Origin of the sequence: Vibrio sp. LQ2 (assembly GCF_023920125.1) — a bacterium.
Classification (GTDB): Bacteria; Pseudomonadota; Gammaproteobacteria; order Enterobacterales; family Vibrionaceae; genus Vibrio; species Vibrio fluvialis.
In genome coordinates, this window is sequence record NZ_CP085308.1 from 2,300,404 (window position 1) to 2,312,372 (window position 11,969).

Annotated in this window: 15 protein-coding genes; 12 read left to right on the forward strand and 3 right to left on the reverse strand. The window is 47.4% G+C overall.

Going from position 1 to position 11,969, the window contains the following annotated elements:
• The first annotated feature begins 202 nt into the window (after nucleotides 1-202).
• The 4 genes from rpsP to rplS are packed head-to-tail and all read left to right on the forward strand — an operon-like array spanning nucleotide 203 to nucleotide 2,199.
• Nucleotides 203-451, forward strand: a complete 249-nt coding sequence (gene rpsP / locus LGV68_RS10825) for a 30S ribosomal protein S16 (RefSeq protein ID WP_020330454.1) — start codon at nucleotides 203-205, stop codon at nucleotides 449-451.
• A gap of 27 nt (nucleotides 452-478) precedes the next feature.
• Nucleotides 479-1,033, forward strand: coding sequence for a ribosome maturation factor RimM (gene rimM / locus LGV68_RS10830; RefSeq protein WP_020330455.1), 555 nt, complete (start codon nucleotides 479-481; stop codon nucleotides 1,031-1,033).
• Between the two features lie 27 nt (nucleotides 1,034-1,060).
• Nucleotides 1,061-1,804 carry a tRNA (guanosine(37)-N1)-methyltransferase TrmD gene (gene trmD / locus LGV68_RS10835; protein ID WP_020330456.1) on the forward strand — a complete coding sequence of 248 codons (744 nt, stop codon included), beginning with the start codon at nucleotides 1,061-1,063 and terminating at the stop codon, nucleotides 1,802-1,804.
• Nucleotides 1,805-1,845: 41 nt separating this feature from the next.
• On the forward strand, nucleotides 1,846-2,199 hold the full coding sequence (gene rplS / locus LGV68_RS10840) for a 50S ribosomal protein L19 (RefSeq protein WP_020330457.1): 354 nt from the start codon (nucleotides 1,846-1,848) through the stop codon (nucleotides 2,197-2,199).
• Nucleotides 2,200-2,276: 77 nt separating this feature from the next.
• Here rplS and degS read toward each other — a convergent pair whose 3' ends face one another.
• The 3 genes from degS to zapG all read right to left on the reverse strand — a co-directional run bounded on the left by degS (nucleotide 2,277) and on the right by zapG (nucleotide 5,452).
• Nucleotides 2,277-3,338, reverse strand: coding sequence for an outer membrane-stress sensor serine endopeptidase DegS (gene degS / locus LGV68_RS10845; protein WP_020330458.1), 1,062 nt, complete (start codon nucleotides 3,336-3,338; stop codon nucleotides 2,277-2,279).
• 163 nt (nucleotides 3,339-3,501) lie between these two features.
• Nucleotides 3,502-4,869: a DegQ family serine endoprotease gene (locus LGV68_RS10850; RefSeq protein ID WP_032082328.1), complete on the reverse strand. Its 1,368-nt coding sequence runs from the start codon at nucleotides 4,867-4,869 to the stop codon at nucleotides 3,502-3,504.
• Between the two features lie 136 nt (nucleotides 4,870-5,005).
• Nucleotides 5,006-5,452 (reverse strand): Z-ring associated protein ZapG, encoded by a 447-nt coding sequence (gene zapG, locus LGV68_RS10855; protein ID WP_020330460.1) that lies wholly within the window; start codon nucleotides 5,450-5,452, stop codon nucleotides 5,006-5,008.
• A gap of 152 nt (nucleotides 5,453-5,604) precedes the next feature.
• Between zapG and zapE the strand changes: the two genes are divergently transcribed.
• The 8 genes from zapE (at nucleotide 5,605) to sspB (ending at nucleotide 11,935) form a co-directional block, all read left to right on the forward strand.
• Complete coding sequence (gene zapE / locus LGV68_RS10860; RefSeq protein ID WP_020330461.1) at nucleotides 5,605-6,708, forward strand: cell division protein ZapE; 1,104 nt, start codon at nucleotides 5,605-5,607, stop codon at nucleotides 6,706-6,708.
• 222 nt (nucleotides 6,709-6,930) lie between these two features.
• Nucleotides 6,931-7,359, forward strand: coding sequence for a 50S ribosomal protein L13 (rplM, locus tag LGV68_RS10865; protein ID WP_020330462.1), 429 nt, complete (start codon nucleotides 6,931-6,933; stop codon nucleotides 7,357-7,359).
• A gap of 15 nt (nucleotides 7,360-7,374) precedes the next feature.
• Nucleotides 7,375-7,767, forward strand: a complete 393-nt coding sequence (gene rpsI, locus LGV68_RS10870; protein ID WP_004723802.1) for a 30S ribosomal protein S9 — start codon at nucleotides 7,375-7,377, stop codon at nucleotides 7,765-7,767.
• A gap of 351 nt (nucleotides 7,768-8,118) precedes the next feature.
• Complete coding sequence (gene petA, locus LGV68_RS10875) at nucleotides 8,119-8,712, forward strand: ubiquinol-cytochrome c reductase iron-sulfur subunit (protein ID WP_020330463.1); 594 nt, start codon at nucleotides 8,119-8,121, stop codon at nucleotides 8,710-8,712.
• Nucleotides 8,712-9,977, forward strand: coding sequence for a cytochrome bc complex cytochrome b subunit (locus tag LGV68_RS10880; RefSeq protein ID WP_020330465.1), 1,266 nt, complete (start codon nucleotides 8,712-8,714; stop codon nucleotides 9,975-9,977). The genes petA and LGV68_RS10880 overlap by 1 nt, the downstream gene beginning before the upstream one ends.
• Nucleotides 9,974-10,711: a cytochrome c1 gene (locus LGV68_RS10885; protein WP_020330466.1), complete on the forward strand. Its 738-nt coding sequence runs from the start codon at nucleotides 9,974-9,976 to the stop codon at nucleotides 10,709-10,711. Before LGV68_RS10880 ends, LGV68_RS10885 begins: the two co-directional genes overlap by 4 nt.
• A 101-nt stretch (nucleotides 10,712-10,812) precedes the next feature.
• The gene (gene sspA, locus LGV68_RS10890; RefSeq protein WP_020330467.1) at nucleotides 10,813-11,448 is read left to right on the forward strand and encodes a stringent starvation protein SspA; all 636 of its coding nucleotides are present in this window, start codon (nucleotides 10,813-10,815) and stop codon (nucleotides 11,446-11,448) included.
• A 10-nt stretch (nucleotides 11,449-11,458) separates the two neighbouring features.
• A complete protein-coding gene (gene sspB, locus LGV68_RS10895; RefSeq protein ID WP_024373950.1) occupies nucleotides 11,459-11,935 on the forward strand; it encodes a ClpXP protease specificity-enhancing factor in 477 nt (158 codons plus the stop codon).
• Nucleotides 11,936-11,969: the final 34 nt, after the last annotated feature.

Here is an 11,969-nt window from a genome sequence, read left to right on the forward strand (position 1 = left end):
TTCTGATCCTAAGTTTTCAAACTGTTATCGAGCTCACGGTATTTTGCCCCCACTTTTGGTGGTGAAAAAATAGCTAAAACCCTTGCAATGCCTCGGAATAAGAGTAAAATTCCGGGGCTTTATTTTGGCACGAGACCCCAAACTGTTTCTGATAAGCGGTTATTGGGGTTAATTTTATTTTTGAGAAAGCAAAGAGGACGACATGGTAACCATTCGTTTGGCACGTCACGGCGCTAAAAAGCGTCCATTCTATCAAATCGTTGTTGCTGACAGCCGCAACTCTTCTACTGGCCGTTTCATTGAGAAAGTTGGTTTCTTTAACCCAACAGCTCAAGGTCAAGAAGAAGGCCTACGCCTGGATCTAGAGCGCGTGAACCACTGGGTTTCACAAGGCGCATCTGTATCAGATCGCGTAGCTAAGCTAGTTAAAGACGCTCAAAAAGCGGCTTAATTCTTACTTAGTAAGTAGCACTAGTTTATGTCGATGAAAGGTAAAGAAACGATGAGCAAGCAAGACGAAAAAATTGTTGTAGGTAAGTTTGGTGCTTCTTATGGCATTCGTGGCTGGCTTAAGGTTTTTTCCTATACAGACGACGCTGAGAGCATTTTTGATTACAGCCCGTGGTTTGTTAACCATAAAGGCGAATGGGTCGAGTACAAAGTAGAAGGCTGGAAACGCCATAACAAAGGTATGGTGGTGAAACTTCAGGGGCTTGATGTCCGTGAAGATGCGCATCTGCTGACTAACTTTGAAATCGCTATTGACCCTGCATCACTACCTGAATTGTCAGAAGATGAATTCTACTGGCGTGAATTGTTCGGCATGCAAGTCGTGACAACTCAAGGCTATGACCTTGGTGAAGTGGTCGACATGTTAGAAACTGGTTCGAACGATGTTCTCGTGGTGAAGGCGAATCTGAAAGATGCTTTTGGCCAAAAGGAACGATTGATTCCGTTCCTTGAAGAGCAAGTGATCAAAAATATTGATCGCACGGCTCAACGGATCGAAGTTGACTGGGATCCTGCGTTTTAAATTCTGAATCGATAAGGCAGAGAACACATGTGGGTTGGCGTAATTAGCCTATTTCCTGAAATGTTCCGCAGCGTTACCGATTTCGGAGTAACAGGTCAAGCGGTAAAAAAAGGGTTATTGTCAGTTGAGACTTGGAATCCTCGTGATTTCACTCATGACAAACGTCGCACTGTCGATGATAAACCTTACGGTGGCGGTCCTGGCATGTTAATGATGGTGCAACCTTTGCGTGATGCCATTCAGACAGCCAAACAGGCGGCACCGGGAAAGACGAAAGTCATTTATCTTTCTCCTCAGGGTCGAAAACTCGATCAGCAGGGAGTCGAAGAGCTGGCAACCAATGAGAACCTGCTTCTCATCTGTGGCCGCTACGAAGGGGTAGATGAGCGCATCATCGAGTCTGAAGTTGACGAAGAATGGTCAATTGGTGATTTTGTGATGACAGGCGGGGAACTCCCGGCCATGACGCTAATCGATTCTGTCTCTCGGTTTATTCCGGGGGTTTTGGGTGATTTTGCGTCGGCAGAAGAAGATTCTTTTGCCAATGGTCTGTTGGATTGTCCGCACTATACGCGTCCGGAAGTGTTAGATGGAAAGGAAGTGCCTCAGGTGCTGAAATCCGGTAATCACGAGGACATTCGTCGTTGGCGACTGAAGCAGTCGCTGGGCCGAACTTGGCTGAGAAGACCAGAGCTCCTGGAAAACCTAGCTCTGACTGACGAACAGGAACAATTACTGGCTGAGTACATCAAAGAGACCCAGACCCAGTAACCTATTAAATTTAGTATCAGTTTATTCTAGGAATTTAGACAATGAGTAACATCATCAAGGCTCTTGAACAAGAGCAAATGAAACAAGACCTACCTCAATTTGCACCAGGTGACACTGTTGTTGTTCAAGTTAAGGTAAAAGAAGGTGACCGTGAGCGTCTACAGGCTTTTGAAGGCGTTGTAATCGCAATCCGTAACCGTGGCCTACACTCTGCTTTCACAGTTCGTAAGATCTCTAACGGTGAAGGTGTTGAGCGTACGTTCCAAACTCACTCTCCAGTAGTGGCTAGCATCGAAGTTAAACGCCGTGGTGCAGTACGTCGTGCCAAACTGTACTACCTACGCGAACTATCTGGTAAAGCAGCTCGTATCAAAGAGAAGCTTGCTAAGAAATAATGCTAGAACTCGCGTTCTCATGAAAAAGCGGAGCCCAATGGCTCCGCTTTTTTGTTTATGCGATGTGTACTGACAGATTATTCGCGAGTATCTTCAGCAATCGTGACTGGTAACGTGATCTCTTCACCTTTACGCAGCAGCGTAAAATTGACTACCGTACCTGGACGTAGGTCGGTGACGGTATCCATCACGCTCTGACGGCCATTGATCTTCTGACCATCAATTTTCAGGATGATGTCTCGTGTCTGGAAGCCTGCCTGAGAGGCCGGGCCGTTCGGATCAATACCGAGTACCACAATCCCGCCAATATGTTCACTGCCGAGCAGGCGTGAGGTCACCGCGTTAATGTCTTGACCATCGACGCCGATATAACCACGAATGACGCGTCCGTCCGCGATGATTTTATCCATGATTTTACTGGCCAGGGTAAACGGGATCGCAAATGAGATGCCGTAAGTTTCCATGTCTGTAGCTTGTTGAAATGACGCTGTATTGATACCGACCAATTCACCTTGCGTATTGACCAGCGCTCCACCGGAGTTACCTTCGTTAATAGCGGCATCGGTCTGAATAAACGCCTGACGACCATCAGCGCTGATCGAAGAGCGGCCCGTGGCGGAAATGATCCCAAAGGTGGTGGTTTGACCGAGGTTGTAGGGGTTGCCAATCGCAAGTACGACATCGCCTACTTTGGCTTGGTAGTTGGGGTTTTGTGGAATCACTGGCAGATTCGTTCCTTCCACGCGCAGCACCGCGATATCGGTGCGACGATCTTTACCGACTAACTGCGCTGCTGCAACTCGACCATCTTGCAGGGCAACGATAATTTGATCTGCCTGAGCGACAACATGGTAGTTAGTGATGATGTAGCCTTTTTCGCTGACAATCACCCCAGATCCCAGCCCTTGCGTCGACAGCTTGGTTTTATCGCTTTCTGAATACTTACGACTATAGATATTGACAACGGCAGGCGCTGCACGGCGGACAGCCTCATTGAATGAGATCTGCAGCGAGCCGATATCCGTGGGTTGAGCACTTTTTTCAGGAATCACGTGACTGCGCAGCGATGGCACTGCCGCGATCACGACGGCCGCAGTGACCAGCCCGAGCCCTACTGAACGAACCAGAAATTTCAGCATAAATTCCTCAACCACTTACTCAAAGACCGAAATACAACGGTTACTCATTGATACTCTTATGATGATACGGATAAGTAACGAGTTCGAAGAATAGCATTACCTAGAGAAATAACAAAAGGGCAGCGTAATAAAGCTGCCCTTTTCTGAACTAATCGAACTTTGCTTAACGAACAACCAAGTAGATGGTGCGGTCACCACGTTGGATATTCAATGCCAGTACGTTGGGATTTTTCTCAAGTACGGCTCGCAGCTCGGCAATGTTTTTCACTCGTTTGCGGTTCACACCGATAATGATGTCATCTTTCTGCAACTGATAACCTTCAGCAGGGGAGTCTTTCTCCACCGCGGTGACTTTAACGCCTTGAATGGAATCACTGTCAGTGGTATTGCTCAGCTCTGCGCCAGTTAGGCCCTGATATAATTTATCTGCTTTGGTCTTGTTGTTGCTTTGTTCACCCAGCGTGACGTCGTAGGTTTTTTCTTTACCATCACGAATAACACCGAGTTTGACCGTTTTGCCTGCACCGAGTGTGGCGACTTTGGCGCGCAGCTCGGCGAAGGTTTCGATTTTTTTTCCGTTGACCGAAACAATGATGTCACCCGCTTTGAGGCCCGCTTTATCGGCGGCACTGTCTGGTAGCACCTGACTAACGAATGCCCCTTTGCTCGAGTCGTAGCCTAATGCATCGGCCAGTTCGGAGGTGATTTCTCCACCCTGAACGCCTAGCATGCCGCGTTTGACTTCACCAAATTCCAGAATTTGGTCGGCGAGGTTTTTCATCATATTGGATGGAATCGCAAAGCCGATGCCGACGTTACCGCCATTCGGACCCAGAATGGCGGTGTTGATACCAATCAACTCGCCGTTGAGATTGACCAAGGCACCACCTGAGTTACCGCTGTTGATCGCTGCATCGGTCTGAATGAAGTTTTCGAAGTTTTCGATATTCAAACCACTGCGGCCCAGCGCAGAAACGATGCCTGATGTTACCGTTTGACCCAGACCAAAGGGGTTCCCGATCGCAACGGCAAAATCGCCAACTCGTAGTTGATCCGAATCTGCAATCTTAATTTCCGTTAGATTTTTCGCTTTATCCAGTTTGAGAAGAGCGATATCGGACATCTGATCGCCGCCGACCAGTTCTGCATCATATTCTCGGCCATCATGCAGCTGAACGCGTATTTTCTCCGCGCCATTAATGACGTGGTAGTTGGTTACGACATAGCCCTTACTGGCGTTAATCACAACGCCTGAGCCCAAACCACGGAATGGACGTTCCTGTAATTGCTCAGTGGGGAAATCCGGGCCAAAGAAGAATCGGAATTGCTCTGGAATGCGTTGGCGAGAGACCTGAGTTCCTTCAACCGCAATACTGACAACGGCTGGAGTGACCTTTTCCAGCATAGGAGCTAGGCTGGGTACTTGCTCTCCACTGACGGAAAGCGGAAGCGCGGCAGAGGCCGGCAAGGGGGTGATGATGGAACTTAAGCTTAGAGACAGAGCGGTTAAGACAAGCAAAGGTTTTTTCATCATAAAACTCCTCATAGATTAACGCCTGGTTACAGTTATATTTGTTACAAAATATAAATCTTCAACAGACTCGTGAGAGTTATGACTCAAAAACCTTTGCAAAGTTCAGTGGTCACTCATTTCAGTGACTGGCGGATCAACTCGCGCGTGCGTTGACCACTTCTGAAGAGTGAATGATCGCTTTCTCTTCAGGTTTCAGAAGGCCGGTTGCACCCAGAGCGTAGTCTTTCGGTGGTTGTTCGAAAGACTCGTCTGAATTTTCTACTTCATTACCGCTATGCTGAGCAATTTTTTTCACAAACGGATTATCTTGCTCTGGCACATTGGGTAACAGCTCAGACGAAGTCTTCGCCATGTGCTGGTAAAGTTTTGTGTAATCTTTACCCAGAGTGTCGAGCATTTCAGCTGCCTGCGCGAAATGATCAGCCAGCTCTTGGCGATGCTGTTCAATTTCAAATTTGGCGCTGTCTAAGTCTTTCTGTAGGGACTTCTGAGTCTTGTACTGAGGGGTAGTCAGGCGAGCAATTACGATCCCTGCAACAATCCCCACTAGCAAGCCCACAATGGCATAAATCCAAGGCATAACTGCTCCTTATTGTTGTTATTTAACATGTTTTTCACTGGTTGGTTACACATGTTGTAGGGACATGTTACTATGAGACTGTTGGCGGATAAAGCAAAAAGCATGTGCTTTGAACGTCAGTTTTTTGCCCTTCATTTTTGCAGTAGACACTCATGACACCGAAGCAACGATACGAACAAGATTTAAAACGATCGGATTTTCAAAGAGATGAAGCGCAGGCCCGAGCCGTCGATGGATTGGATGCTCTGTATCATCAGCTGACAGAATTCCTCAATACACCAGTGGTACGACCTTCGCGCTGGCAAAAACTGATGGGAAAAAAAGAACAGTTACCGACGCCACCTAAAGGACTTTATTTTTGGGGCGGAGTGGGGCGTGGTAAAACCTATTTGATGGACACGTTCTTTGATGCCTTGCCGACCGAGCGAAAGATGCGTGTGCATTTCCACCGCTTTATGTACCGCGTGCATGATGAATTGAAACAGCTGGGTGAAACCAGCGATCCGCTTGAACTGGTGGCAGATAAGTTCAGTCAGGAAGCAGTGATCATTTGTTTTGATGAGTTTTTTGTCTCTGACATTACCGACGCGATGATTCTGGGTACGTTGTTCCAGGCGCTATTTCGTCGTGGTGTGGTGTTGGTGGCGACGTCAAATATACCTCCGCACGATCTGTATCGTAATGGCTTGCAGCGCGCGCGCTTTTTGCCAGCAATCGCGTTAATTGAAGCCAACTGTCATATTCTTAATGTGGACAGCGGGGTCGACTACCGTCTGCGCACTCTTGAGCAAGCGGAAATTTATCATTACCCGCTGGATGGCCAGGCAAGTGCAAATCTCTGCCAGTACTACAGTCAATTGGTAGGCAAAGATAAACCGAAAGCGAATGAAATAGAGATTAATCATCGCAAACTCAAAGTAATTGAGGCCAGTGATGGCGTGTTGCATGCTTCATTTGCGCAGTTGTGCCAGACAGCGCGTAGCCAGAACGACTATATTGAAATGTCTCGCCTCTATCACACCGTTTTGTTGGCGGACGTCAAACAAATGGATCGTACGTTGGATGACGCTGCCCGTCGTTTTATCGCTTTAGTCGACGAGTTCTACGAACGTCATGTGAAACTGATTATTTCAGCGGAGGTCGCATTGGAAGACCTCTATACTCAAGGACAACTGGAATTTGAGTTTAAGCGTTGCCAGTCAAGGCTGATAGAAATGCAAAGTCATGATTATTTGGCCAAAGAGCATCTGGCTTAAGGACAATCTTTCCCAGAAACAGGGCAAAGAAAAAAATTGTGATTTTGTGCAAAAAGAGGTGATTTTTTCCGCGCTCTTCTCTATAATCCTGCGACCCACCGTTACTGCAGGTCTTTTTAGACCGAGAGTGCCACCCACTCGAAGGGGTGATGACTGGGCTCTTAGACAGTGGGAGCGAATGCTCCTTTAAGTGTAAATTTGATTAAACGGGTTATTATTAGCATGAAAACTTTCGTTGCTAAACCAGAAACTGTAAAACGCGACTGGTACGTTGTAGACGCTGAAGGTAAAACTCTTGGCCGTCTAGCAAGTGAAATTGCATCTCGCCTACGTGGCAAACACAAAGCTGAATACACTCCACACGTTGACACTGGTGATTACATCATCGTTGTAAACGCGGAGAAAGTTGCTGTAACTGGTAACAAAGCTAAAGACAAGATGTACCACCGTCACACTGAATTCCCAGGTGGCCTAAAGTCATTCAGCTTCGAGAAGCTGATTGAGCGTAAGCCAGAGATGGTACTTGAGCTAGCGGTTAAAGGTATGCTTCCAAAAGGTCCTCTAGGCCGTGCTATGTACCGTAAGCTGAAAGTTTACGCAGGCGCTGAGCACAACCACGCTGCTCAACAACCTAAAGTACTAGACATCTAATCGGGGATTTCGGAAATGGCAGAGAATCAATACTACGGCACTGGCCGTCGCAAAAGCTCAGCTGCACGTGTTTTTATTAAACCAGGCAGCGGCAACATCGTAATCAACAAGCGTAGCCTTGATGAGTACTTCGGTCGTCCAACTTCTCGCATGGTTGTTAAACAACCTCTAGAGCTAGTTGAGATGGTTGAGAAACTAGACCTGTACATCACTGTTAAAGGTGGTGGTATTTCTGGTCAAGCAGGTGCTATCCGTCACGGTATCACTCGCGCTCTGATGGAATACGATGAATCTCTACGTCCTGTTCTACGTGCTGCTGGCTACGTTACTCGTGACGCTCGTCGCGTTGAACGTAAGAAAGTTGGTCTACGTAAAGCACGTCGTCGTCCACAGTTCTCTAAGCGTTAATCTTTTCATTACGAAAAGAATCTCGCTTTCCAGTGTTACTGGAATGTGGTTCAAAAGCTCGGCATTTGCCGGGCTTTTTGTTTTTCTACGCAAAAGTTTTTGTGTATTTACACAAAAGAAATTCCTTTCTCACAAGTCACTTCATCACCCTTTCTTCCAATAATGTCCCTTTTGTGACCTCGCGTGCGAATTACTGCACGAATGTTACCAAAAGGTAGCTTTATCTTGTCAAAAAGTAGGGTTTTATTTATCATTTCACATCAAATAAATACAACGAAAACCGTATTTTGTTAGCCATGCTCTTAAGCGGAATAACAGGAATCCACAAGGAGCAAATGGGAGAATGTCTGGATGAGCAATGCGCCTTTGAACAACGGTCGCAGACGTTTCTTAACCGCTACAACAGCTGTTGTGGGTGGTTTGGGAGCGGCTGCTGTTGCCGTACCTTTTATCAAATCGTGGAACCCAAGTGCGAAAGCGAAAGCGGCGGGTGCCCCTGTCGAGGTTGACATCAGTAAACTCGAAGAAGGGCAAATGGTCCGTGTTGAGTGGCGAGGTAAACCTGTATGGGTTGTACGTCGTTCTCAATCTGTGGTTAATGCTTTAAAAGAGCATGACAATCAGCTTCGTGATCCGAACTCTAATGAAGAACAACAACCTACCTACGCTCAAAATACCTATCGCTCAATAAAGCCTGAATACTTTATTGCCGTCGGTATCTGTACTCACTTAGGTTGTTCACCAACCTATCTGCCTGACTCTTTTAACGAACAAGTTCAAGGGGTTAAGTCAGGTTTCTTCTGTCCATGTCACGGTTCGAAATTCGACATGGCTGGTCGTGTATTCCAAGGTGTACCTGCTCCACTTAACCTTGTGATTCCAAAGTACATGTACCTGAGCGATACCAGAATTGTTATCGGCCTTGATGAAACAGGGGAGGCATAATGCAAGCTCTACTTGATTGGGTGGAAAAACGCCTGCCCGCAATGAATGCGTATAAGAAGCACCTTTCTGAATACCCAATGCCGAAGAACTTTAACTTTTGGTACCTTTTTGGTTCCTTGGCAATGTTGGTGCTGGTTAACCAGATCCTAACTGGTATCTGGCTGACGATGAACTACGTTCCGTCTGGTGACGGTGCGTTTGCGTCTGTTGAATACATCATGCGTGATGTGGATTACGGTTGGTTGCTGCGTTATATGCACTCAACTGGCGCATCGGCATTCTTTGTCGTGGTCTACCTGCATATGTTCCGTGGTCTTATCTACGGTTCATACCAGAAACCTCGTGAGCTATTGTGGATCTTCGGGATGTTGATCTTCCTGGCGCTGATGGCAGAAGCTTTCATGGGTTACCTACTGCCTTGGGGTCAGATGTCTTACTGGGGGGCGCAGGTAATCATTTCTCTGTTCGGTGCCATTCCGGTTATCGGTGATGATCTGACGCTATGGATTCGTGGTGACTACGTTATCTCCGGCGCCACACTGAACCGTTTCTTTGCTCTGCACGTCATTGCATTGCCGATCGTTCTGCTGCTGCTGATCGTGTTGCACATTCTTGCTCTGCACGAAGTGGGTTCGAACAACCCGGATGGTATCGAAACCAAACTGCCGAAAGGCACGATGGGCGACGATTACCAGAGCCAGTTCAAGTTCCACGAGTACTACACCAAGAAATACGACATCATCGATTCGATTCCTTTCCACCCTTACGGTACGGTGAAGGATCTGGTGGGTGTCGCTGGTTTCTTGTTCTTGTTCTGCTACGTGCTGTTCTTCAACCCAGAGATGGGTGGTTACTTCCTTGAGCCGCCTAACTTTGAAGCGGCAAACCCGCTGAAAACGCCACCGCATATCGCTCCGGTGTGGTACTTCACGCCGTTCTACGCAATTCTGCGTGCGGTACCGGATAAGCTGCTGGGCGTTGTCGCGATGGGTGCCTCGATTGTTGTGCTGTTTGTTCTGCCTTGGCTGGATCGCTGTAAAGTGCGTTCATACCGCTACCGCAGCAAGCTACACCTAGCGAACATCATTCAATTTACCATTTGTTTCATTGCCTTAGGTGTTTTGGGTGCGCTTCCTGCAACTCCAACGTATACCTTACTGGCTCGAATCTTTAGTTTGGGTTACTTCATGTTCTTCGTTCTGCTGTTCTTCTACAGCAAAAACGAAGCAACCAAGCCACTACCAAAGAGGGTGACATTCAAATGAAAAAATGGATTGTAATTTTGTTTGCAATGCTGCCTTCATTGGCGATGGCAGCAGGCGGTAACGTGCATCTGGATAAAGCGGGGAATGACTTGTCTGATACAGCTTCTCTGCAACGCGGCGCCAAACTGTTCATGAACTACTGTTTCGGTTGTCACTCAACGCAGTATCAACGTTATGAGCGCGTGGCGACAGACTTGGGGATCCCTGCGGATCTGATGAAAGAGAACCTGATTTTCAATCCGCAAACCAAGATCGGTGAGCTGATGGAAAACGCGATTCCGGATAAGTCAGCGGCCAAATGGTTTGGTGCTCCACCACCTGACCTGACGTTGGTGGCTCGTGTGCGTGGCGTGGATTGGTTATACACCTACCTACGTTCATTCTATGCCGATCCGAGTCGTCCATTTGGCGTGAACAATATTGTGTTCCCAAGCGTCGGTATGCCACACGTTCTTGAAGAACTACAAGGCACTCCGGAACCTGTTTTTGGCACACACATGGTTGATGGCGAAGAAGTGAAAGCTGTTGTTGCCACCAAATCGCAAGGCAATGGTGAGCTGAGCACTGGCGAATACGATCAAGCTGTTCGCGATCTGGTGAACTTCCTAGAATATTCCGGTGAACCAGTGAAACTTGAACGTCAGGCGATGGGCTGGTGGGTGATGGCCTTCCTTGTTCTGCTGACGATCGTTGTCGTGGCGCTGAAGAAAGAGTATTGGCGTGATGTGCACTAATTGTGCTACGATGTCGTGCTAATTCTCGATTAATCGAATAATCAATGGAGGCTTAGCCTCCATTGTTTTTTTATATCTGTAAGTGTGTGCTGGAGGGCTCCATGGCTGTAGCTGCCAATAAACGTTCTGTGATGACTCTATTTTCAAGTGCATCTGATATGTATAGCCATCAGGTTCGTATTGTGCTGGCTGAAAAAGGTGTCAGTGTTGAAGTTGAGCTGGTTGATGAAGATAACCTACCTGCGGATCTCATCGAGCTGAACCCATACAAAACGGTACCAACGCTGGTTGACCGTGAGCTTGCGCTTTATGACTCAAAAATCATCATGGAATACCTTGATGAGCGTTTTCCACATCCACCATTGATGCCAGTGTATCCTGTTGCCCGTGGTAACAGCCGTCTGATGATTTACCGTATCGAGAGAAACTGGTATTCACTGGCGAACAAAATCATCAAGGGTTCTGCTGAAGAAGCAGAATCGGCACGTGTCAAACTGCGTAACGATCTACTGACACTTGCACCAGTATTTGCGGAATACGAATACTTCATGAGTGAAGAATTCAGCCTGATCGATTGTTACCTGGCTCCGCTATTGTGGCGTTTGCCTGTTCTGGGTATCGATTTGATTGGCCCGGGTTCAAAAGAGCTGAAGATTTACATGAACCGCGTATTTGAACGTGATTCATTCTTGGCTTCTCTGACAGAAGCTGAACGTGAGATGCGTTTAGTTCGTTAATGGTAGTCTGATGGATATCGATCACATGACTCCCCGCCGACCATTTATGCTGCGCGCATTTTATGATTGGTTGCTGGAAAATGAACTGACGCCACATTTGGTGGTAGATGCCACACTGCAAGGTGTAAGAGTACCGATGGAATATGTTCAGGATGGTCAAATCATTCTGAACGTCGCTCCTCGAGCTGTCGGTAACCTTGAGCTGGGCAACGATGAGGTGACTTTCAATGCTCGCTTTGGCGGTCGCCCACATCTGGTTGTGGTTCCTATGTACGCGATTCAGGCTATCTATGCTCGTGAGAACGGCGCAGGAACAATGTTTGAACCTGAGGAAGCTTACATGGATGCTCAAGAAGCGGGTATCTATGAAGAAGAACCAGCGGAAAGTGGTTTGAGCGAAGTGACGTCAGAGGCACCAGCAGACACTGCTGAATCTGATGAGGCACCGCGCCCGAAAGGCAAGCCAAGTTTGCGTGTTGTAAAATAACTCAGCAAGATAAAACAAAAAAGCAGCGTGAAAA